Annotated in this window: 21 protein-coding genes; 9 read left to right on the plus strand and 12 right to left on the minus strand. The window is 71.0% G+C overall.

Translation table 11 applies throughout. The features are described 5' to 3' along the window. Positions 1 to 11 precede the first annotated feature (11 nt). Both Q8791_RS27740 and Q8791_RS27745 read left to right on the plus strand, forming a co-directional pair. Entirely contained in the window at positions 12 to 194 is a 183-nt protein-coding gene (locus Q8791_RS27740) for a hypothetical protein (RefSeq protein WP_330094782.1), read from the plus strand. Then, complete coding sequence (locus tag Q8791_RS27745; RefSeq protein WP_330094783.1) at positions 191 to 2,344, plus strand: prolyl oligopeptidase family serine peptidase; 2,154 nt, start codon at positions 191 to 193, stop codon at positions 2,342 to 2,344. The genes Q8791_RS27740 and Q8791_RS27745 overlap by 4 nt, the downstream gene beginning before the upstream one ends. A 222-nt stretch (positions 2,345 to 2,566) precedes the next feature. Here the strand turns inward: Q8791_RS27745 and Q8791_RS27750 are convergent, their stop codons facing one another. The 5 genes from Q8791_RS27750 to Q8791_RS27770 form a co-directional block, all read right to left on the minus strand. After that, positions 2,567 to 2,917, minus strand: a complete 351-nt coding sequence (locus tag Q8791_RS27750) for a hypothetical protein (protein WP_330094784.1) — start codon at positions 2,915 to 2,917, stop codon at positions 2,567 to 2,569. Beyond that, positions 2,914 to 3,900, minus strand: a complete 987-nt coding sequence (locus Q8791_RS27755) for a polymorphic toxin-type HINT domain-containing protein (RefSeq protein ID WP_330094785.1) — start codon at positions 3,898 to 3,900, stop codon at positions 2,914 to 2,916. Before Q8791_RS27755 ends, Q8791_RS27750 begins: the two co-directional genes overlap by 4 nt. Positions 3,901 to 4,369: 469 nt before the next feature. Beyond that, positions 4,370 to 4,930 (minus strand): hypothetical protein, encoded by a 561-nt coding sequence (locus tag Q8791_RS27760; protein ID WP_330094786.1) that lies wholly within the window; start codon positions 4,928 to 4,930, stop codon positions 4,370 to 4,372. Between the two features lie 164 nt (positions 4,931 to 5,094). Then, positions 5,095 to 6,918, minus strand: coding sequence for a calcineurin-like phosphoesterase family protein (locus Q8791_RS27765; RefSeq protein WP_330094787.1), 1,824 nt, complete (start codon positions 6,916 to 6,918; stop codon positions 5,095 to 5,097). A 436-nt stretch (positions 6,919 to 7,354) separates the two neighbouring features. Further along, positions 7,355 to 8,227, minus strand: a complete 873-nt coding sequence (locus tag Q8791_RS27770; RefSeq protein WP_330094788.1) for an SDR family oxidoreductase — start codon at positions 8,225 to 8,227, stop codon at positions 7,355 to 7,357. Positions 8,228 to 8,276: 49 nt separating this feature from the next. Between Q8791_RS27770 and Q8791_RS27775 the strand changes: the two genes are divergently transcribed. The 4 genes from Q8791_RS27775 (at position 8,277) to Q8791_RS27790 (ending at position 13,790) form a co-directional block, all read left to right on the plus strand. Next, a complete protein-coding gene (locus Q8791_RS27775; protein ID WP_330094789.1) occupies positions 8,277 to 8,870 on the plus strand; it encodes a TetR/AcrR family transcriptional regulator in 594 nt (197 codons plus the stop codon). 424 nt (positions 8,871 to 9,294) lie between these two features. Next, complete coding sequence (locus tag Q8791_RS27780) at positions 9,295 to 10,500, plus strand: NAD(P)/FAD-dependent oxidoreductase (protein ID WP_330094790.1); 1,206 nt, start codon at positions 9,295 to 9,297, stop codon at positions 10,498 to 10,500. Further along, entirely contained in the window at positions 10,497 to 11,414 is a 918-nt protein-coding gene (locus Q8791_RS27785) for an RNA polymerase sigma-70 factor (RefSeq protein WP_330094791.1), read from the plus strand. Before Q8791_RS27780 ends, Q8791_RS27785 begins: the two co-directional genes overlap by 4 nt. Before the next feature lie 486 nt (positions 11,415 to 11,900). Next, positions 11,901 to 13,790 carry a S9 family peptidase gene (locus Q8791_RS27790; protein WP_330094792.1) on the plus strand — a complete coding sequence of 630 codons (1,890 nt, stop codon included), beginning with the start codon at positions 11,901 to 11,903 and terminating at the stop codon, positions 13,788 to 13,790. Between the two features lie 244 nt (positions 13,791 to 14,034). On the opposite strand, the gene Q8791_RS27795 is transcribed toward Q8791_RS27790, so the two are convergent. From Q8791_RS27795 to Q8791_RS27815, 5 genes are all read right to left on the minus strand, one after another. After that, positions 14,035 to 14,424 carry a C40 family peptidase gene (locus Q8791_RS27795; RefSeq protein ID WP_330094793.1) on the minus strand — a complete coding sequence of 130 codons (390 nt, stop codon included), beginning with the start codon at positions 14,422 to 14,424 and terminating at the stop codon, positions 14,035 to 14,037. After that, the gene (locus Q8791_RS27800; RefSeq protein ID WP_330094794.1) at positions 14,421 to 14,705 is read right to left on the minus strand and encodes a lysozyme family protein; all 285 of its coding nucleotides are present in this window, start codon (positions 14,703 to 14,705) and stop codon (positions 14,421 to 14,423) included. The genes Q8791_RS27795 and Q8791_RS27800 overlap by 4 nt, the downstream gene beginning before the upstream one ends. Positions 14,706 to 14,742: 37 nt before the next feature. After that, positions 14,743 to 14,922 carry a hypothetical protein gene (locus Q8791_RS27805; RefSeq protein WP_330094795.1) on the minus strand — a complete coding sequence of 60 codons (180 nt, stop codon included), beginning with the start codon at positions 14,920 to 14,922 and terminating at the stop codon, positions 14,743 to 14,745. Between the two features lie 3 nt (positions 14,923 to 14,925). Further along, complete coding sequence (locus tag Q8791_RS27810) at positions 14,926 to 15,708, minus strand: replication-relaxation family protein (protein ID WP_330094796.1); 783 nt, start codon at positions 15,706 to 15,708, stop codon at positions 14,926 to 14,928. Positions 15,709 to 16,033: 325 nt separating this feature from the next. Further along, positions 16,034 to 16,756, minus strand: coding sequence for a hypothetical protein (locus Q8791_RS27815; RefSeq protein WP_330094797.1), 723 nt, complete (start codon positions 16,754 to 16,756; stop codon positions 16,034 to 16,036). A 779-nt stretch (positions 16,757 to 17,535) separates the two neighbouring features. On the opposite strand from Q8791_RS27815, the gene Q8791_RS27820 reads away from it, so the two are divergent. Continuing rightward, positions 17,536 to 17,775: a peptidoglycan-binding domain-containing protein gene (locus tag Q8791_RS27820; protein ID WP_330094798.1), complete on the plus strand. Its 240-nt coding sequence runs from the start codon at positions 17,536 to 17,538 to the stop codon at positions 17,773 to 17,775. Positions 17,776 to 17,950: 175 nt separating this feature from the next. Here the strand turns inward: Q8791_RS27820 and Q8791_RS27825 are convergent, their stop codons facing one another. Further along, positions 17,951 to 18,619 (minus strand): hypothetical protein, encoded by a 669-nt coding sequence (locus Q8791_RS27825; protein WP_330094799.1) that lies wholly within the window; start codon positions 18,617 to 18,619, stop codon positions 17,951 to 17,953. 281 nt (positions 18,620 to 18,900) lie between these two features. On the opposite strand from Q8791_RS27825, the gene Q8791_RS27830 reads away from it, so the two are divergent. Together Q8791_RS27830 and Q8791_RS27835 are read left to right on the plus strand one after the other, a co-directional pair. Continuing rightward, on the plus strand, positions 18,901 to 19,923 hold the full coding sequence (locus Q8791_RS27830) for a zinc-dependent alcohol dehydrogenase family protein (RefSeq protein WP_330094800.1): 1,023 nt from the start codon (positions 18,901 to 18,903) through the stop codon (positions 19,921 to 19,923). Between the two features lie 199 nt (positions 19,924 to 20,122). Further along, on the plus strand, positions 20,123 to 20,788 hold the full coding sequence (locus Q8791_RS27835; protein WP_330094801.1) for an SDR family NAD(P)-dependent oxidoreductase: 666 nt from the start codon (positions 20,123 to 20,125) through the stop codon (positions 20,786 to 20,788). A 264-nt stretch (positions 20,789 to 21,052) separates the two neighbouring features. Here the strand turns inward: Q8791_RS27835 and Q8791_RS27840 are convergent, their stop codons facing one another. Beyond that, on the minus strand, positions 21,053 to 21,970 hold the full coding sequence (locus Q8791_RS27840; RefSeq protein ID WP_330094802.1) for a helix-turn-helix transcriptional regulator: 918 nt from the start codon (positions 21,968 to 21,970) through the stop codon (positions 21,053 to 21,055). Positions 21,971 to 22,187 lie beyond the last annotated feature (217 nt).

The raw sequence follows: 22,187 nt of genomic DNA on the forward strand, positions 1-22,187 counted from the left end.
AGAGGTGTCTCATGAGTGAACTTCCCGGATCCTTGCTGCCCCCACTCCTGACCGACGAGATCATCGACATCGAGGACTGGCGCCCGGAGCTGATGGAGGGCGTGCAGGACGAGGGCTTCCGGTTCCGCACCGTAGAGGCCCCGGGACGCACCGGGAGCCCTTGGCTTCTCCCTCGGAAGTCGGCGTCCCCATGACCAGCGCATCCGCCCTCCCCTCCCCCGGCTTTCCGCCGACCCGCCGGGACACCGCCGTCGAGCACCTGCACGGGCACGCCGTGGCCGACCCCTACCGGTGGCTGGAGGACGGCAACGGCCCCGAGTGCGAGGCCTGGCTGGAGCACCAGGCTCGGCTGTACACCTCGCGCGCGGCGACCTGGCCCCACCGTTCTGCCTGGCAGGCACTTCTGCGCTCGGCCACGGCTCGGACCGACGCCCTGTCCGCGGTCTCACCCCCGGTCTGGCGCCGCGGGCGACGGTTCTTCCTCCGGCACCCACCAGGCCGGCCCCTGCCCGTGCTGATGACCGCCGAACCGGGCGGCCCCGCGCGCACGCTGCTGGACCCCCTCGCGGGAGACCCGAGCGGGTCGACGACCCTGGACGCCTGGCGCCCCTCCCCCAGCGGGGAACTGGTGGCCTACCAGATGTCGTACCAGGGGGACGAGCGCCCGCGACTGGGAGTCGTCGACGTGTCCACCGGCCACGTGGTCGACGGACCCCTGGATCCGGGACGCCAGACCCCCGTGGCCTGGCTGGCGGACGACACCGCCTTCCTCTACGTCCACACCCCCCGCGGCGGAACAGGACGACAACTGCGTCTGCACCGCGTCGGCACCGCACCCGGGCGGGACCCCGTCCTGTTCACCACCGACCTGCCCCAGCTCTCGGTCACCACCAGCCCCGACGGGCGCCACCTGATGCTGTCGGCCTCACCCGGGGCGACGTCGGGCAACCGCCTGTGGCTGGCGCGGGCACCGCACCACCCTGAACAGGACCTGCGGCCCGCACTGGTCTTCGACGGCACCGGGGACGCGAGCCGCGCGGTGCTCAAGTTCGCACCCGACGGACGCGTCTACGCCGTCACCGACCACGGCGCCCCCTTCGGACGCCTGTGCGCGGTCGACCCCGCCGACCCGCACCTGCGAGCATGGACAACGGTCGTCGCGGAGGAACCCGGCAGCGTCCTCTCCGCCTGCGTGACGCTCACCGAGCCCGGCACAGGCCGGCTGCGCCTGCTCACCGCGCACTCCCGCCACGGGGTGAGCGGACTACGCCTGCACACCGGCGACGGCGACCTGCTCGCGGAGGTGGCCGCCCCGGGCAACGGCCACGTCGCACGCCTCACCGCGCCCCCGGAGGGAGCCTCCAGCGCCTGGTTCACCTACACCGACTTCACGACGCCGCCCTGCGTGCACCGCTTCGACCTCGCAACACGGCGCTGCGTCCCCGACACCCCGCCGGAGTGCGACACCCGGGGCACACCGTCTGCCGCTCGGTCGGCAGGCCGGGCGGAGGTTCGGACGGGGGTCCGGGAACATCCCCGGGTCGCGCAGGTCGGCTACCCCTCCTTCGACCGCACCCCGGTCCGCATGCACCTGATCACCCCGCCAGGCCGCACCGGTCCGCTGCCCACCCTGCTGACCGCCTACGGGGGTTTCGGCGCCTCCACCCCGCCCGCGTACTCCCCCGCCATCACCGCCTGGGTCGCGGCCGGCGGGGCCTACGCGATCGCGAGCGTGCGCGGCGGGGGCGAGGGAGGGACCGCCTGGCACGCCGCCGGGAGCGGTGCCGACAAACCCAACGCCATCGCCGACTTCCTCGCCGCCGCACGCTGGCTCATCGACCAGGGGCACACGGACTCCGACCGGCTCGCGATCCGCGGCTCCTCGCACAGCGGCTTCCTGGTCGCCGCGGCCCTGACCCGCGCCCCGGAACTGTTCGCCGCCGCCGTGTGCTCCGACGCGGTCACCGACATGCTCCGCTACGACCGCTTCGGGATCGGCCACCTGTGGCGGCAGGAGTTCGGCACCGCCGAGGACCCCGACGAGTGCGCCGCCCTGCTCGGCTACTCGCCCTACCACCGGGTCCGGCCGGGCACGGACTACCCGGCCGTGCTGCTGACATGCCCCCGCACCGATCCGCGGGTGGACTCCATGCATGTCCGCAAGATGACCGCGGCTCTGCAGCACGCCACCGCCTCGGACCGACCGGTGGTGCTGCGGTGCGAGGACGGTGTCGGCCACGGGCCGCGCTCCCTGGACCGCTCACTCGACTTGCAGACAGACGTCCTGGCCTTCTGCGCCGCCCACACCGGCCTCGCCCCGCCCCCGCAACAGCACCGGCGATAGCCAGCCCCACCCGCCCTCACGACGATGCCCAGCGAACCCACAGAGCTCAGATACAGCCGGTCGTGGCCGGAAAAACAACCGCAATCAGCATTCAGCGGCCACCATGTCCGCGGCATCCAAGAGACCTATTCCGAGCGAACGCTTCGACACCACCTACCAAATCAATTAACACAACCCATTCAACACCACCAGTTCACCCATCGAAACCAACCAAGCCGAAATCTAGACATTCCCCATTTTCACGAACGCTCGAATATCATCAAGCGCATCTTCCGCCCGACCACCAAGCGCGGAATCTTCAAGCAACCCTTCCAGGCGATGGACCACATCCACACTTATGGCGCGATGAATTCTCCCCAGGTGCCCCATGCAGGTTACAGCCAGGGCCTGAATCTGGAAATCTGCATCACGAGAGAGACAGTCAAGCAAAACAACCTCAACCCGCCTGCGGTCAGAATCGTCATACGCGAGCGCAAGCAGCGCCCTGGTGGCCAGTTCAATATCCGAGCTTTCGAGGTCAGTCATCATGGCCAAACGCCAATTTTCCAAATCCTGTTCTTCACTAGTCATCATGGCCTATCAATCAACCCCGACTTGATTGCCCTTCGCAGTACCGACTGCGCCCTTGCCATGCCTGGATCCGTGGAGATATTCGTTCGCACGTGGCCATGATATACCTCATTCGTTCCGCCAGGCGTAGTGCAACCACAAGGCACCTCGCGTGTCCGGTCTAGAATAACAGGATCCCCATTGGATGGATCGATCCCCACTCGGCGCGGGGCTGTGGGCTTAATCTGCGCGGAGTTATTCAGCGACCCTTGACCGTCTCGAGGTTCGGCACTGTTCTCACCACGAGAACTCCCCCGAGATACAGAACCATGCTTACCACCCGCCTCATATATCCGCTCACCACAGTTGTGAACAAGGACTGGCGTGGTCTCTGCCAGCACATAGTAGGTGTGGAGGTCTTGGACCGTGAGGTTGTGGACCCGTTCCGGCTCGGTCCAGACCCGGGTACTGGTGACCTGGACCAGAGTTCCCTCGGAGGAGAGGAACCACATCCCGGGAACAAGGTCGACGGCATCGACCCACTCACCCAAAAGAGGCACCCAGAAGGGATGGCCGTCGGTGGCGATGATTGCGTCGCCCAGCACTGTCGGCCCAGGTTGAGACGGGACGTCGGGCAGGTCCGCCTGATCCAGGGTTGCGGCGTCGATCTGCGTGGTGGTGTCCACGGTGATCTCGACCAGGGTCTTAACCCCCTCGCCGACGATGGTGGCCAGAACCGTACGCGGCCCTTCCTCAGCTGTTTCGGGGTCGGAGGCCCATACCAGGTCACCGATCCTGATGTCCTCGATCGGCTTTTGGGAGCCGTCGGCCATCAGGACCCGTGTGCCCCTGACGAAGCTGTTGCCCGAGGCACACGAAACAGCGTCGTCCTTGCTGTCCTCCCGAAGACCGCCGAGAAGACCCCGAACACCCCGGACTCCGAATCGACGCCTGCCCGGGCAGCAGCTTCCTCCATCGAAGGAAGACCGACCTTTGTGAACACCCATTCGGTTACCAGGACTGGCGGTACATATATTCTGACGGTTCTTTGAGCACCTGTGGCGAAGTTGAGGATCTTGTCGCGGTGGGGGACTCGCCGGTAGATGCTGCGGACCGTGTTGTAGGTCTTGTTGGAGAAGTTGGTCGTGCGCTGGCGGATGTTGGTCCTGATGTTGCGAAGAGGCCTGGAATTCCACGTCCGGCGCACACCTGAGCTGACCTTGTTCCGCGTCGAGCCAATGCGGTTCTTCACGAGAAGGTCACGTCCATGCCCCTGGTCGTGGAGGTGGCCGGAAAAGTTCACCCGGAGAACGGCCGAGGCGGACACCCTGGTGGGGCTGGCGATTCAGGGGTTCGGGGCTCGAATCGGTCGAACGGCAGACCGCGCAGTAGCTGTCCTGCCCGGTCCCGAACGACCGCGACACAGCACCGGCACCGGCGTCGGCCAGCCGGAACCCGGCTCACGTCCGTGACTGCTCAGGTGGGGAGGAGACCGCTGAGGAACACCGGGTCGATGCCTTCGGGGGCGACCAGGACCATCAACTCCTCATGGTCGGCGTCCACGACGAACCCGTAGGTGACGGTCTCCTCCTGCCCGTCGGGGATCAGTTGCTCGAAGTAGGCCGAGCGGCCCGCGCCGTTGTCGTCGAACTCCATGATCGCCGGGGACCCCTCCTCGCTCTCGGGGCCGTGAAAGGCGTGCACGGCGACGCGAGAGGAGTCGAACTCCTGGCCGGTGGTGTTGGTGAGGGTGACGTCGAAGACCAGGGCAGGGTTCCCTCGGGCGTCGTGGGTGCGCTCGAAGTTCTGCACGGCCACGCTGAGCCCTTCGTCGAGTTGAGCCCGTGTGGTGGCGTCGGGGGTCAGCTCGGTGAACCGGGAGGGGGTCTCGCTCGCACTGGCGGAGGGCTCCGGCTCGGCGACGGCCGCGTTCTGTTCCTCCTGGGACGGGGAGCAGGCGCAGCCGACCAGCACGGCGACGGTCACAGCGGTGTTCCGCACCAGACCGGGCAGGCCGGAAGACGGGGAATGACTCATGTCCACCAGCATGGACCACCTCCTGGGGGCCCACGGGGAACTTCCCGGAATCCGTCCGCCCACGCACCGCGGCCGATCCTCCGCGACGAACCGGCGCTGCTCACGCGTCCGGGGCCGGGCGCCCCTGACAACGGTCGTGGGCCGGGAGGGGCGGAGCAGTGCGGTTACCTCCGTCCCACGACCTCGAACTCCAGGACGTCGGTGAACTCGCGGCCGTAGGAGTCGGTCGCGGTCACCTCGGCGGTGTGCTGCCCCGTGCGGAGGTTCCTGGGCAGGTCGAACCGCCACAGGTGCATCGTCCGGTCCCCGAGGGTGCCGCCGTGGACCAGCTGCTGCGAGACCGCGTACGGGTCGGAGTACTCGGCGCCGACGTTGACGGCCTCACCCTCCATCTGCTGGGTGCGCGTGGCCTCCTCGGCGGGTCCGCCGTCGACACTGACCTCGACCGTCGATCCGGTGGAGCCGAAGAAGAAGTTGGTCGTCAGCCAGCTGCCGCCGGCCAGGTCGGAGCGGTCGACCACCAGGGGCTCGTCCAGCTCGGGGGCCTCTCCGACCGGGTTGCCGTTCCACTCCCGGCGCTCGTCGAACCACTCGCGGTAGGTCGGGCTGTTGATGCCCAGCTGCGTCTGCACGTCGTCGGACTCACCGGTGACGGTGTAGCGCTCCTGGAACTCGTTGCCGTCGATGTCCAGCGTCACCACGCCGGGACGGCCGCCGTCGCGGCCGATGGCCGTCGGGTAGCCGTCCTCGCCGACCTCGCCGGAGTACCAGTCACCCGAGATCGCGCCCGCGGTGATGTGGGGGAACGGCAGGCCCTCGACGCCGAAGAGCTCGCGCCAGCCTGCGACGTCGTCGCCGGTCTTGAGGTTCTCGATGCTGTGGCTGTGGCCGGACAGCGCCACGGCGCGCCGGTCCCGCAGCAGCTGGTGGACGCGGTCGACCTGGTCGACCTGGTGCACCGGGGAGCTCTCGTCGGCGTAGTTGAGCAGGCCGATGTGGCCGGCGACGACGACGAGCTTGTCGCGGTCGACGTTGTCCAGGTCGTGCTGGAGCCAGGTGAGCTGGTCGTCGTCCATGCGGCCGTTGTAGGACGGTGAGCCCTCGGGGTCGGCGCAGTGCTCCTCGATGCCCTCGGGGCTGTCCTCGGCCGCGGTGCACGGGTAGTCGACGGTGTTCAGCGCGATGACGTGCACGTCGCCGACGTCGAAGGAGTAGTACTCCGGTGCCAGCTGCGCGCGGAAGGTGTCGAAGGAGTGCTCGGCGCTCGGGGCGTCGAAGTCGAGGTCGTGGTTGCCCGGCAGGAAGCGGGCCGGGCCGTTGGTCTCGCTGACCAGGTCCTTGATGTCGGGGTAGAGCGACAGGTCGTCACCGACGACGTCGCCGACGAACAGGGTGCCGCAGCCGGCGTAGTCGTGGCGCTCGGAGAGGTCCTTGATGGCTCCGGCGCGCGCGTACTCCACCTCCTGCTCGGTGTAGGTCTGCAGGTCTCCGGCGATGACGCAGCTCTGCTCGGCGGCGGAGGTCTCGTCGCTCTCGACGATCGGGAAGTTGATCGCGGAGGGCAGCGGGCCGGTCGGCTCGATACCGCCGTAGCGCAGTTCCGGGGACCCCTCGGGGAGGTGGTTGTAGTGGAACTGCGGGATGTTGTACTCGTCCAGCGGCACCTGGTAGCCGGAGGGCTGCGTGATGGACACGGTCATGTTGTCGAACGCCGGCAGCGAGTAGCGGCCCTGGTCGTCGGTCCGCACCACCTCGCGGCCGTTGGTGACCACGACGCCGGCCAGGCCGGCCTCGCCTCTGTCGTCGGCGCTGTTCCGGTCGGCGTCCACGAACACCCGGCCGGTCACCACCGAGTCGTCGGCGGCGCCCTCCGGAGTGCGGACGACCTCGATCCCGCCGCGGTAGGCGGTGTCGTCCCAGCTCTCCGACGGCGCTGCCGAAGCCGAGGGGGGAACCGTGGTCACGGTGCCGGCGATGACGACGGCCATCGAAGCCGTCAGCGCGGCGCGAAAGGAGCGGCGTGCCCTGAGGGCACGCCGCGTCCGCGCATGTCGTGGATGTGTCGTTGGCATGCGGTTGCCTCCGGATATGCGGGGGAGTCAAGAACGGTCGGGGGGACCGGCGGGAAGCAACCTTTCTGGATATCGCTGAACAAGGCCCGAGTGACTGACCAACAGAAGGCCACCGTACGGTGACGACTGGTGACGTCCGCGGTGACCCACCGAGGTCTTCCCGACGAGTTCCCCCAGGCGTTGCCGAGGCCCGGGTCCGCCCGTTCGATCGGACCGATCCGCCTGGCCCTCCTCGCTGTCGACGCGGGTGGGAAACGGGGGTACGGGGCTGGACGGCCGCCCGCCCCGCAGAGTCCACACCTGGTGATGCACCGCGAACGGTCGGCTCCCGGACGGCCCGGCGAACGGATTCCTAGGCGCTGCCTGCGGGGAAGTAGCGCCGGAGGCTCGCTGCGAGGACCCGATCGAGCACGCGATCGGGGAGGACGCGTGTGAGGCGGGTCAGCAGGGCGGCGTCGCGGCCGACGGTGTACCGCGTGCGCGGTCGCCGGGCGGTGGCGGCCCCCGCGATGACAGCCCCGGCCTCGTCTGCCGACAAGCCGGTCCCGATGTGCGCTGCGGTATGGGCGAGGACGGCTCTCACGAGTGCGCCGTAGCGCTGTTGCTGTTCGGGGTTCATCGTCTCGGCGGCACCGGTGGTGGAGGCTGCACCGCGGTCGGCCATGTCGGTCTTCACGGCGCCGGGCTCCACGACGACGACCTGCACGCCGTGCGGGGCGAGTTCACGGCGGAGCGAGTCGCTGACCGCTTCGAGCGCGAACTTCGTGGCGGCGTAGGGGCCGTAGGCGGCCATCGCGACATGTCCGCCGACCGAGCTGATGTTGACGACCCTGCCGCGGCTCCGATGCAGGAAAGGCAGTAACGCCTGGGTGACGGCGACGTGCCCGAACAGGTTGACGTCGAACAGGCGTCGCCACTCGTCCAGGGGCAGGGTTTCGACCGGTGCGTTGACCGAGATGCCCGCGTTGTTGACGAGGGCGCGCAGCGGGCGGCGGCCCGGGTCGGAGGCGACGCGGTCGACGAGGGCCTCGACGTGGTCGGGCCGGGTGATGTCGAGGATCACCGGTTCGATGCCGTCGGCCCGGATCGCGTCCGCGTCGGGTGTGCGGCGGACGCCGGCGAGGACATGGTAGCCGCGAGCGGCGAGCTCGCGGGCCGTTGCGGCGCCCATGCCCGTCGAAGTGCCGGAGACGACCATGATCTCATTCTTATGTGACAGTGTCATATGAACCACTGTGGGGCACTCACATGACACTGTCAACTAGAATCGTGCCGTGGTGACGCGAACTGAAGCAGCTGCAGCGACCCGGGCCGCCCTCGTGCGTGCCGCATCCGAGCTACTCGACGAGGGGGGACCCGACGCGGTGACGCTCCGCGCGGTGGGTGCCCGTGCCGGAGTCTCGCGCGGCGCACCGTACGGGCACTTCCGGGACAAGGCGCATCTGCTGACCGAACTCGCCGTCGACGCCTGGAACTCGGCGGCGGACGAGGTGGAACAGCTGCGGGCCGACCTGGACGCGACTCCGGGCGCACGGCTCGAGAGCGCCCTGCTGACGCTCATCGGGGTGGGCCGCCGTCAACCGCACCTGTACGCGCTGATGTTCAGCACTCCGGCGGACGATCCGGAGGCCGCCGAGGCCGCGAGCCGCCTCGAGAACCAGTTCCTCACCATCGTCGCCGACCTGGTCGGTGAACCCGACGCCCGCCGCTTCGGCGCCCTGGTGATGGCGAGCGCGCACGGGATCGCGGGACTGGAGCTCAGTGGTCACCTGGCGAAGGAGAAGTGGACGGTCGGCGGGGAGCAACTCGTGCGCATGCTGGTCGACGCGATCCGCCCCGGCACCGGGAGCGCCGGCCCGAACGGCTGACCCCCCCCGATCACACGGTGGCGACGGCATCGCCGCGGTCGCGAGGATCCGCGTGCGGCCGTCGTGGAGCCCACCCCCACCTGCCCCGTGGAGATCACGCCCTCGGCTGTCCAGGGCCGTTGCGCTGGTGGTGCGCGAACTGCTGCGCGGCGACCGCTCCTACAGCGAGCTCCGCCAGGCCCTGCCGACACTGTCGGACAAGGTGCCGTCCGACCGCCTCGCACACCTCGCCGCGGTCGACGTGGTCGACGTGGTCGAGCGGGACCGCCCGAGGCCCATTTTCTCCCGGCCCGCGGCCCCTTCGGCGGCCGTCGGCGATCCCACCGACCTCAACCGTGTCGCGCATCACATCGATCTGATGTCACGGAGACGGGGGCAGCTTGCATCTGGTGGTCGTCAACGGAGAACGAAGGAAGGCGCAGCGATGAGCGCACGGCACGAGGCCGACACGGCGACCACCCACCGCGTTCTGATCCTGGGGGCGGGTTACGCGGGGACGGCCGCAGCGATCCAGTGCGCGGCCCGGGTCGGGCAGCGCCAGGATGTGGAGGTGACCCTGGTGAACGCGCAGGAGCGGTTCACCGAGCGGTTGCGGCTGCACATGGCGGCGACCGGTCAGCAGCTCGCCGAGCTGACCGTCCCGGAGCTGCTGAAGGGCACGGGCGCGCGGTTCGTGCGCGGCTGGGTGACAGCGGTGGACGCGGACGCGAGGACGGTGCGGATCGACGACGACCGGGTCCTGCACTACGACACGCTGGTCTACGGGTTGGGCAGCGTGGCCGACACGGCGGCGGTTCCGGGCGTCGAGGACCACGCGTACACCCTGAACAGCGCCCAGGACGCCGAAATGCTGGCCGACCGGCTGGCGCGGCTCGGCAGCGGCACGGTGGTGGTCGGCGGCAGCGGCCTGACCGGCGTCGAGTCGGCCGCCGAGATCGCTGAACGGCACCCGGAGTTGGACGTCGTGCTGCTGGGCCGCTATGAGCCCGGTGCGGCCATGAACGCGAAGGCCCGGGCGTATCTTCAGGGCGCGCTCGACCGGCTGGGTGTCCGGGTGCTCAGCGGGGTCGAGGTCGTGAAGGTGCTGCCCGGGGCGGTCGAGCAGGCGGGCGGCGAGACCATCGGCGCCGACGTGGTCCTGTGGACCAGCGGCACGCGGGTGTCGCCGCTGGCGGCCGCCGCCGGGCTGACCGTCGACGGGCACGGCCGCATCGCCACCGACGCCGCACTGCGGTCGGTGTCGCATCCGGAGGTCTACGCCGTCGGCGACGCGGCCGCGATCCGCCAGGGCTACGGCGTCATGCACGGCACCTGCCAGGGCGGCATGCCGACCGGTGTGCACGCCGCGGTGTCGATCGTCCGCTCGCTGGAGGGAAGGCCGCCCAAGCCGTTCCGCTTCGGCTACTACCACACACCGGTGAGCCTGGGACGCCATGACGCGGTCGTGCAGTTCACGCGCCCCGACGACAGCCCCCGACGCCTGCACCTGACCGGCCGTACGGCGGCCTGGTACAAGGAGACGGTGACCGCCTCCCCCTGGCCGACGTACGGACGTATGAGGAAGATGCCCGTCTCGGGCGCGTTCTGGCCCCGCGGCGGCCGTTTCACCCGGAGCGGGGAGGCGCTGTGACCCACCTGTCCGACCTCGACCAGCAGGTGTTCCACCAGCACCGGAAGCTGTTGTTCTCGGTGGCCTACCGCCTCCTGGGCACCGCGGCCGACGCCGAGGACGCGGTCCAGGACGCCTGGATCAAGTGGTCGGCCGCCGACCGCTCGCAGGTGGCCGACCCCAAGGCGTACCTGGCGCGGATCGTGTCGAACCTGGCGCTGGAACGGCTGCGCTCCACCCGCCACAAGCGTGAGACCTATGTGGGGCCGTGGCTTCCGGAGCCCATCCTCACCACCGGCGACACCGACGACGCGCTGACGAACGCCGAGTCGGTGTCGATGGCCGTGCTGGTGGTTCTGGAGACGCTGAGTCCGCTCGAGCGCGCGGTGTTCGTGCTGAAGGAGGTCTTCGACTTCAGCCACGCCGAGATCGCGGAGACGGTGGAGCGTTCCGAAGCCGCGGTCCGGCAGGCCGCACACCGTGCCCGCGAGCACGTGCGGGCCAGGCGGCCGCGCTTCACCGCCGACCGGTCGCGGCAGCGCGAGGTCACCGAGCGGTTCCTCGCCGCCGCGACGGGCGGTGACGTCAACACCCTGATGGACCTGCTGTCCCCGGACGTCACCCTGTGGACCGACGGCGGGGGGAAGGTCCGCCAGGCCATGCGTCCGGTCGTGGGGGCACGGACAGTGGCGTCCTGGTTCGCGGCCATCGGCACGGTCACCTACCAGGGCGTCGAACCCGCCGACATGCACGCGGACCTCGTCGAGGTCAACGGCGGTCCGGGCATGGTGTTCAGCGGTTCGGGCAGGGTGATCGCCACTGTCACCTTCGACTTCGACGCGGACGGCCGCATCACGGCCGTCCACAACGTGGCCAACCCGGACAAGCTCCGGGCCGTCGCCGACGGCACCGCCCACGACGTCGGGACGCGGTGAGGCCTCTGCAGGCCGCCCCGTCCGCGGGCAGACGCGGCGAACCGTCGGTGCCGGACCGCTTCCGCCGTCGCCGGACGACCGGGCTCATGAGCTGACCGCCGGCGGCGGGCACGGCGGTTTCGCGGCGGAGGGCCCTTCCAGGTCCCTCCGCCGCCCCCACGCGGTCCGCGCCCGGCGTTCGGGGCGTACGGCCGTGTCCCCCGACGACGGTCCGCCCAGATGGATCCGGCCACCAGTGACACCACGTCATGACCTGCCACGGAGGGATGTCATCGCGGAGTGGTGACGCGACGCCACTGACCGATGAGCGCGTCGACGGCTTGAATCGACCGACAACGCGCGACACCGCCGGGCCCGTCCCCTGCGAACCCGGTGGGGCCGCGGGGCCTGCCTCACAGCGCCCGCATCCCGAGTGTGCCGTGACGACGGGGCCCCACCCGGACCACGCGCCGGCCCGCGTCCCCGAACACGAACAAGAGGCACGACATGGCGCTGCCCGACCTCCACACGGTCAAGGACTTCTTCGACCCGCCGGCGCGCAGCCGCGCGTCGATCTCGCCGGACGGCGCCCGGATCGCCTTTCTGGCGCCGTGGAGGAACCGGCTCAACGTCTGGGTCCAGGACCTCGACCCCGGTTCCGAGCCGCGGTGCGTGACCGCCGACGAGACCCGCAGCGTCATGAGCTACGCGTGGACCGACGACCCGCGCCGGCTGCTCTACACCCAGGACGACGCCGGTGACGAGAACTGGCACCTGCACCGGGTCGACCTGGACGATCTGAGCGCCGCGGCGGTCGATCTCACCCCCTTCCCCGGAGCGAAGGTCCTGGGGTTCGAGGCGTCCCTCGGCCGACCGGGGAAGGTGACCCTGTCGCTCAACGCCCGCGTGGCCGGGGAGTTCGACATCCACGAGCTGGACGTGGCCACCGGTGAGCTCTCGACACTGGTCGAGAGCCCCGGCCCGGGGAAGGTGTGGTTCCAGGCCGGTGAAGGTGACTGGTTCTCCGCCCGGATGACCACCGAGGGCGACATGGACCTCTCCCGGTCGGACCCCGCGACCGGGGATCTGCGACAGGTGGTGGTGTGGGAGGGCGCCGACTACCCGATGGGCGTCTACCCGTTCCAGATCACACCGGACGGGACCGGTATGTGGATCGGCTCCAACCGTGGCACCGACCGCACCCGCCTGGCCCGACTGGATCTGAACACCGGTGAGGAGACCGAGGTCGACAGCCATCCGGCCTTCGACCTCGACACCCGGTCCCAGGTCGATCCCGCCCGGCCCGAACCGCTGATCCGTGACCACCGGGGCGAACTGCTGGGGGTGCGCTACCTCGGCGAACGACAGGTCATCCACGCCCTGGACCCGCATTTCGCCGAGGTCCTGGCGAACCTGGAGAAGCTGTCCGACGGAGAGCCGGCCGATGTGTCCTGCGACGAGCACGGCCGGCGGTGGGTCGTCTCCTTCAACCACGACCGCGATCCGGGGGCGACCTGGTTCTACGACCACTCCACCGGGGAGTCCCGGTTGCTGTTCCGGCCCTTCCCGCACCTGGATCCGGCCTCGATGGCGCCCATGACACCGGTGACGGTCACCGCGCGGGACGGGTTGGCGCTGCCGTCGTACCTGACGTTGCCCGTGGGCATCGACCCCTCCGGTCTGCCGCTGGTGCTGCTGGTCCACGGCGGCCCGTGGACCCGGGACGCCTGGGGGTTCAGCCCGGCCGTCCAACTGTTCGCCAACCGCGGGTACGCGGTTCTCCAGGTCGACTTCCGCGGCTCGACCGGCTACGGCAAGGCCCATGCCAGGGCCGCGATCGGGGAGTTCGCGGGCAAGATGCACGACGACCTCATCGACGCCGTGGACTGGGCGGTGGCGCAGGGCTACGCCGACCCCGACCGTGTGGCGATCGTCGGCGGCTCCTACGGCGGCTACGCGGCGCTGGTCGGGGCGGCCTTCACTCCAGACCGCTTCGCCGCGGCCGTCGACGTCGTCGGCATCTCCGACCTGGCGAACTACCTGCGGACCCAGCCGGAGTTCGTCCGGCCCGGCCTGGTCAACAACTGGTACCGCTACGTCGGGGACCCCGAGGTCCCCGAACAGGAGGCGGACATGCTCGCCCGTTCGCCGATCACCCGGATCGACCGGATCCGCACTCCGCTGCTGGTGGCCCAGGGCGCCAACGACCCGCTCGTGGTACAGGCCGAGTCCGACAACATCGTGGAGTCCCTGCGTGCCCGCGGCGTCGACGTCGAGTACCTCCTCTTCCATGACGAGGGGCACGGCTTCGTGAACCCGGAGAACCAGATCACCCTGTTCAGCGCCGCCGTGCGCTTCCTCGCGCAGCACCTTGGGGGACGCGCGGACCACGGCTGACCAGGAGCGCCCCGACCGGCTCGACGCTCCGCACCCCTCGGGAGGGCGGGTCCACCGCGGGTCGGCAGGGGGCTGTTCCGCTAGGGAGTGTTTTTTAGGAGGCTTCCGGGTCGGCGAGCGGCCGTCCGGGCGATCTCTCGCAAGACGATGTGCGATGTTCAGCCTGGTTGTGCTTCACGAGCGCAGAGGCGTAGCGAGAGGAAGCCTGGCGGACACGAGCCCGGAAGGAGGCAAAAAACACGACCTAGCCGGGGCGGGTGGCGGACATGAAGCGGGCGGAGTAGTACGGGCCGTCGACGGGTTCGACGCGGATGTTCTTTCCGGCGCTCGGGGCGTTGACCATCCTTCCGCCGCCGACGTAGATCGTGACGTGGGAGGGGGCCGGGCCGCTTCCGGTGTCGTAGAAGAGCAGGTCCCCCGGGGCGAGTGCGTCCGGGGAGGTCTCGGTCCCGGCGTCGACCTGGTCGGTGGTGACGCGCGGGATGGTCACCCCGGCGGCGTGCCAGGCCTTCATGGTCAGGCCGGAGCAGTCGAACCCGTCCGGGCCCTCCCCGCCCCAGACGTAGGGCTTGCCCACCTGTTCGAGGGCCCATTGTGCGGCGGTCCTGCCCTTGGTGCTGCCGGATCCGCTCACGGTGTGCCCTCCGCTCGCGGTGGTGGCGTACTCCTCGTGTTCGGCGATGTCGACCAGGACGTTCTCAACGTGGTGTCCCAGGGGTTGTGGCGCGAGAGCGCGTCGGCGAGCTGTTCTTCGTCGCGGAAGTCCACCGTGGCCCGGGGGTGGCCGGTGCACGGTTCGACGGCTGTGGAGGAGGTGGTGTCGTGGGCGTTGTGCGGGTCGGCTTCACCGTCGTCGTCGCCGTCCACGCCGTGCTCGGCCCACCAGGGGGACAGTAGTGGGGATACCCCGAGCACGGCTTCGTACTCCGTGTCACCGCCCCAACGCCCCTTGTCACTGTTCGTGTGGGCGTTCGGGTCGTTCCCGGCTCTCGTCCCGTCCGCCGCGATGGCGTGGCCGGCCGCGTGGTCGGACTCCGCCCGATGCGCGTTCCTCGTCGTCCGTGCCGACCGCGCCGATCACCGACACCTGGGCCTTCAGGAGCACCGTGATCCCGGTGTTCAGCGCGATCATCGGTCAGGTGAGGTCGATGAGCGGGCGGACGGCACCTGTGAGGTCGCCTGCCCTGCGCCAGACGGGTCGGGTGGGGCCGGGGTAGGCGAGTTGGCTGTGCGTGGTCACGTGGATCGGGACCCGCGGGCCGCCGTCCAGTGTGCGGCACAGGGCGGTCAGGCGTCCCGGTCCGGGGACGACGAACAGGACGGGGGACGCCAGCCGGGTCTCCACGGCGAGGTCCCGGTAGCGGCTGATCTTCTCGGTGAGGCGGAGGAGGGTCTCCGTTCCGGTGTCGTACTCCACGAAGGCGTCCAGGGTGGTCCCGTCCTGCCTCCAGCGCAGGTGGCCGTCGGGGTGGACGCGGTGCCCCCAGACGGTGCGGCACCGGGCCCCGGACCACCAGCGTTGGAGCGTGGCGCCCCGTGTGGCGCGGGCGGTGGTGGCGAAGCGGACGTAGGTCTGGGACAGGCCGGTGGCGTGGCCGAGCTGACAGGAGGCTCCCAGGCGCAGGTGTGCGTCGGGCAGGTAGCCGATCTGCTGCGGGGTGAGGCCGTACTGTGCGGCGACCACACGGGCGCCCTCCGGTCCGAGGACCCAGTGGCAGGGGGCGTTCCAGCCGACGTGGCGGGGTGTGAAGCGCTCGGCGAGGTCGTTCCGGACGAAACCGAGGAGGCGGCGCTGGGCTGCGCGCGAGGCGGTGCCGGAGAAGAACAGCTCCCCCACCTGCGGGGTGGTCAGGACCCGGTGGAGGTGCAGGGTTTCCAGGATGCGCAGGTCGCGTGCGGTGAGTTCGATGGTGGCCATCAGCGGGTCGCCTCCTGGCGGCTCGGGTCGTCTCGGCGGGTGAGGGTCGTGGGCGGGGCGAAGCGGCGGGCACACCCCGTCGGTGTGGGCGGTGTACGCGCTCACGTCGGCCTGGTCGGCCGTGGCGGGGTCGCCGGGGAGGGCGACGGCCACCACGGCCGCCCGGGGCGAGGGCGCCGGGCCCTGTCCTCGGAGGGCGCCTTCTCCGGGCCGTTCTCCGCGGAGTCGCCCTCCCGGCCCTCCTGTCCGGTGCTCCACTGGGAAGGAAGCCGACGGAGGGGCGGGATGGGACCGGGGCCCGGGTTCCTTGACCCGGGCGGGGCCTTCAGGCCGGTGCCGGGACCGGTGATCGGGAGGCGACCTGACCGGAGCGCACCGCGTCCGCCAGCCGTTTCTCGGCGCGGGAGCGCCGTTTGGCGAGCTTCCAGTAGGGTGCTCCGCCTTCCAGGGCGACCCGGGTCAGCGGCACCCCCTCCAGTCGGGTGCGGCCGATGACGGACGCCTCCCGCTCACTGATCACGCCCTGGCGGACGGCGTCCTGGAGTACCAGGTCGGGGTGGCCGGACGGGCGGTCGGCGCAGACGTCCCGCCCGGGCCCCGCCACCGCGTGCGCGAGAGCGTCCTTGCGGGCGCGCAGCCCCGAACGCCGGGCCCGGCAGCGCAGCATCCACGGCAGCCGGTACCAGGTGGTGTCGATCTCGCGCACGGCGCCGATGAAGCCCGCCAGGACCTCCGCCTGGACGTCCTCGCTCCCCCGGCTGTCCAGTCCCTCGCACAGTCGGCGCGCGCACGCCTTCAACCCGGGCATGGCCAGGCCGATGGCGGCGAGCATCCACTCCTCCGACCGGCGCGCGTCCGTGAGCACCCGCCGCCAGAGCCCGTCGCACACCTGGCGGGCGACCGTGCCCGAGAGCAGGAGCTCCCGTACCTCCAGCAGGGTCGAGGGGCGGATGTCGGTGCAGGGTTCGAGCAGTGCGACGAGCTCGCGCAGGTCCAGGTCCAGTCGCAGGAACTCACGCTCGGCGGCGCGCAGCGGTCCGGTCCACATGGTGTGTCTCCCCTTCGTGGGTGATCGGGACGGGACCACGAAAGGAGGCGGGGCTGACAGCGGGGTGGCGCGGTTCTGACAGGGCGGACGCGGGTCGCGTGCGGTGAGCGAGCCGGAGGCGGGCACGGCGCTGACGGGGGTTCCGGGCACGCCACTCGCCGGGTGCGGCGGTCCCGTCGGCCGGGGTCCGAAGGTCCTCCGCACAGGGGTGACGGTCGAAACGCCGGGACTGGCACCGTGCGGGCCGCTCTGACAGCGGCCGTCCCGGACCGGTGTTGATCGGATCTTGAACGGGTTTCCGGGACCGGTGCCCCCTCGCTCCGGGGCGGCCCCGCGGGGCCGCCCCGGAGCGGACGCTCGCAGAGGGGACCCGCGGCTCGGCGGCGGCACCGACGCCTCACCCCTGCCCGTGACCTGGCCACCCGGTGCCTCTCACCAGGCCACCCGCTTGTGCCCCGACGCACCGGGCGGGGTACGAGAACGCCAGGTCACCGGTCGCGACACGCGGTGCCCTCTCTCCTTCTCCCACTCCCCCACGGAGGTCCCATGTCCCACAGACTCGCGCGCGGCCGGGAGACGCCGCGTGACGAGGTCGACACGGCCGCGCCGAACCGCGCCGGGACGGACGACGACGGCCCCATCGGCGGCACGGCCCACGCGCACACCCCCGACCACGAGCCGCCCGGATCCGGGGGCGCGTGCCCCCGGGCAACCCACACCTGCGACAACACCACACCGCGGGGCTCCCCCGCCCCCCACCGAAGGAGAAGGAGATGGACATGATCGGACTCAGGGAAGGCGACTCCGGGGAACGCGTGAAGTTCCTCCAGGAACTGCTCGTGGCCGCGGGCTTCCCGGTCGGCACCTCCGGGATCGACGGCTTCTACGGGCCCTCGACCTCCCGTGCGGTTCTCGCCTGCCGGCGGAGCGAGGGCTCGAACGCGACCTCCGGAACGTCGATCACCGGTGCCGCGGGCAAGCAGATCCTGTCCTCGTTCATCAAGAGCGTGATGCGATGACACGTACCCGCCCCGCGCGCACGGGTGAGGGCCGTTAGGGCGTCCAGCCCGTTCCCGCCCCCGGGAGCCGCCGCCCTCCCGTTCTCCGGAGCCCGGCCACGGCGGCGGTTCGGCGGCGGCTCGTACCGCCCCCGACGGACGTCCCCGCCCAGGTGGGCGGGGACGTTCCCGCGTGTCAGCGGCGACGGGAGCGGGGGGACAGGACGAGGAACGCCGCCACGTGGCCGACGCGCAGGACCGCGGCGGCCGACAGGACCCACCAGGGCCACGGGGACGGGGCCCCGGTCGGCAGGGAGTCCGAGGGGACCGGGTCGATACGGGCGCGCGGGTCGTAGGCGACCTCCACGGACTCTCCCTCGGCTCCCGCCCCGTACCCCAGGGTCATCGCCGTGGGTCCGTCTCCGGGGCAGTCCAGGGTGTGGTCGTACACGGTGCGGGTGCTGCTCGAGGTGGTGCCGTCGGCGTCGTGGGTGGTGGTCGTGATCGTGCGGGACGCGACGTCGAGCAGTTCACAGGTCACCGCGACCCCGCGGTTGAGCAGGGCGTCCTCGGTGATCCGGTCCGCGATCGCGTAGGCGCCCCCGAGCACCATGAAACTGACCAGGCCCGCGAAGAAGAACTCCACCATCGATGCGAAGCGCAGGTAGAGCATCAGCGAGAAGAAACCGCCGAAGAACCCCACGAGTCCCAGCAGGAGGCCCAGGACGCGGGTCGGCGTCCCCTCGCCGTAGGCGTCCAGCCAGGAGCTCGCGCACAGCACCGCGAGGACGAGGAAGGGGATCGCCGCGGCGACCAGGAGGTCGACGGCGCCGAGAAGCCGGGAGGGGAGAGCGCGAGCGCGCATACGGGCCGTCCGGGGGGTTCGGTGACGCTCCTCGTCCTTCCCCCGAGGTGGCGCCCCAAGCACCGGAACGCCCGTGGCCCGTGAGAGAGGCCGGTGGCTCGCGCCGGGCACGGGCACGCCAACAGGGCGCGCCGAGTGCCCCAATGGACGGTCAGGGGTTGTGGCAGAACCTCCCACAACCCGGGGTCGGGTGCCTACCGTGGTCGGACGGCGGGTCCCCAGGGGCGGCCCGTCCCTCGGAGAGGGAGCCCGCCGCGCAGGCTCTGGACGAAGGGGGAACCATGCGCGGTGTCGTGATGTACGCGCCCGGGGACGTTCGGGTCGAGGACCGCGAGGACCCGGAGATCATCGAGCCGACCGACGCGGTCATACGGCTCTCCGCGACCTGCGTCTGCGGTTCGGACCTGTGGCCCTACCGAGGGGTCGAACCGGTCGACCGCCAGGTGATGGGCCACGAGTACGTCGGCGTGGTCGAGGAGGTCGGCTCGGCCGTGAGGAACGTCGGGGTCGGTGACTTCGTCGTCGGTTCGTTCGTCATCTCCGACAACACCTGCGAGATCTGCAGGTCGGGCTACCAGTCCAAGTGCGTGCACGCGTCGTTCGTGGCCCAGTCGATCGGCACCCAGGCCGAGCGGGCCCGCATCCCCCACGCGGACGGCACCCTGGTCGCCACGCCCGGGCAACCGGGTCCGGAGCTGATCCCCTCGCTGCTCGCCACGTCGGACGTGCTCGGCACCGGCTGGTTCGCCGCCGACGCCGCCCAGGCGGGCCCGGGGAGGACCGTGGCGGTCGTCGGGGACGGGGCGGTCGGCCTCATGGGGGTGCTCGCCGCCCGAGAGCTCGGCGCGGAGCGGATCATCGCGATGTCACGCCACGCCGACCGGCAGGACCTCGCCCGCTTCTACGGGGCCACGGACATCGTCGCCGAACGCGGCGAGGAGGGCGTGGAGAGGGTCCGGGAACTCACGGAGGGGCTGGGCGCCCACAGCGTGATCGAGGCCGTCGGCACGCAGGAGTCGATGATGCAGGCCGTCCGTTCGACCCGCCCCGGAGGTTACGTGGGGTACGTCGGTGTCGCGCACGACGTGGAACTGCCCGGCGAGGAACTGTTCTTCTCCGCCGTGCACCTGCACGGCGGTCCCGCCCCGGTGCGCCGGTTCCTGCCCGACCTGATCAGGCGCGTGTGGGACCGCGAGATCGACCCCGGCAGGGTCTTCGACCTCAGCCTGCCCCTCGACCAGGCCGCCGAGGGCTACCGGGCGATGGACGAACGGCGCGCCGTCAAGACGCTCCTGACGCTGTGACCCCGCTGCGGGGTCCACCGGTCAGAGCCCGCACGGGACCCGGCCCACCGCCGCGCGTCGGGGGTCGGTGCGGAACGGCGCGGGATCACCGCGCGACGAACGGCCACCCACAACCCCGCGCCACGGCGCTCCCACCATCGGGGGGCGCCCGTCCCGCATGCACAGACACACGGCACCAGAACACCTGGAAGGACGAACCATGACCACCATCGCCATCGTCGGAGCCGGCCGCGGACTCGGCGCGGCCGTCGCCCGCCGGTTCGGCTCGGGGGGTTTCGACATCGCCCTCATCTCCCGCAACCAGCAGCGGGTCGACGCGCTCGCGTCGGACCTGGCCGGTGAGGGGTTGACGACCCGCGGATACGCGGCCGACGTCCGGGATCCGGCCGCGCTCGCGTCGGCGCTGGACCGGGCCGGGCAGGAGCTGGGACCCGTCGAGGTCCTGGCCTACAGTCCGCTGCCGCAGAAGGAGTTCCTGCGGCCGGTACTGGAGACCACCGCCGCCGACCTGGCCGGAGCCGTGGAGTTCTCGATCTACGGTCCGCTCACCGCCGTCCACCAGGTCCTCCAGGGGATGCGGTTCCTGGGGCGTGGCACGGTGCTGTTCGTCAACGGCGGCAGCGGCGCCCGGCCCAACCCGAACGTGGCCGGCACCTCGATCGCCTTCGCCGGGGAGGGCGCCTACGCGCGGATGATGAACGAGGTGCTGGAAGCGGAGGACATCCACGTCGGGCAGCTCATCATCCCCGGGGCGATCACGCCCGGGCACCCCACCCACGACCCCGGTGTGCTGGCGGACACGCTGTGGCGGATGCACACCGACCGCACCGGGTTCCGGGTCTTCGCCGAGGACATGGCCCTCTGAGCACGGCGCGGACGAGGTCCGCGCGACGCCCGCACGGGGGTGGGGCGCCTACCGGGCCGCCCCACCCCGCACTCTGCCGTGCCGTCGGGGGGAGCTTCCGCTGCCTGTGGCGGCGTCGCCGCTCATTCATGCGGAAGCTCCACGACGGGGGCCGGGGGCCGGGAGGGCGTCGCCCGGACCGACCGGCGCGACGGCGACCTCCGTCTTCCGCGACGGGAGGTCCGGGGCCTCACGGACCCGATCGGAGCCGCCGGCACACCCTCGTCAACCGTGGTCGGTCCGGCGGTCCCGCGCCCGTGCGGGGTCAGTGTCGGTGTCGCCGTCCCGCTCGGGGGCCGTCCCCTCCTGTGTGGCGGCGAGGGTGCCGAGCAGGGCGAGGGCGTCCGCCGAGGCCGTGCCCGGTTCGACGGTGTAGGTGACGAACCACAACCTCTCCTCGCCGGACGGCTCGAAGACGTCGAAGCTGACCTCCACGAGGCCCACGTCCGGGTGCCGGAAGGACTTGACGCCGGTGCGGTGGCTGTGGACGTTGTGGCGGGCCCAGTCCTGGGCGAAGACGGTGCTGCACGCCGACAGCTCCCCGATCAGCGCGGTGAGATCGCCGTCCAGTGGGTTTCGCCCGGCCTCCAGGCGCATCATCGCCGCGGTGGTGCGGCGGGCCAGGGGCCAGTCGACGTAGTAGTCCCGGGCACGGGGGTCCAGAAAGATGAACCGCGCCATGTTGGGCGGACGCCGGTCGGTGTCGAAGTGCGGCGCGTACAGGGCCCGGCCCAACCGGTTGGCCGCGACCAGGTCCTGGCGGGCGTTGTGGACGATCGCGGGGGTGTCCATCGAATCGAGCATCCGCTGGACCGAGGGGCGAACCGCGCCGACCGGGGGCGCCGGACGGCGTGTGCGGGGCCGGGCGGCTGCGCGGGCGAGGTCGAACAGGTGGGTGCGTTCGACGTCGTCCAGCTCCAGGGCCCGGGCGATCGCGTCCAGGACGCTCTCGGAGGCGCCGCCGATGTTGCCGCGCTCCAGGCGGGTGTAGTAGTCGATGCTGACCCCGGCGAGCATCGCGACCTCTTCACGGCGCAGCCCGGGGACCCGGCGGTCGTCGCCGTAGGCGGGGATGCCGGCCTGTTCCGGTGTCACGCGTGCTCTCCTGCTGACCAGGAACTCGCGCACGGTCTTCTTGTCCATACCCCCAGGTTAGGGATGGTGGCACGGGACTGGGAGGCCCTGTGACACCCCCTCGGGAGGGTCTCACAGGGCTGGTGGAATCCCGTGCGGTGGGCCCCCGCCCCCCCGGGCCGGGGGGGGGGGCCGACTCGGGGTGAACCCCGGTCCCTCCCTGAACCACCCCCGAAACTACGCGACATATCTTGAGTTCTCCCCACTCGCGACATATCGTGAAGCC

Source organism: Nocardiopsis codii, assembly GCF_036327455.1.
GTDB classification, from domain to species: domain Bacteria; phylum Actinomycetota; class Actinomycetes; order Streptosporangiales; family Streptosporangiaceae; genus Nocardiopsis; species Nocardiopsis codii.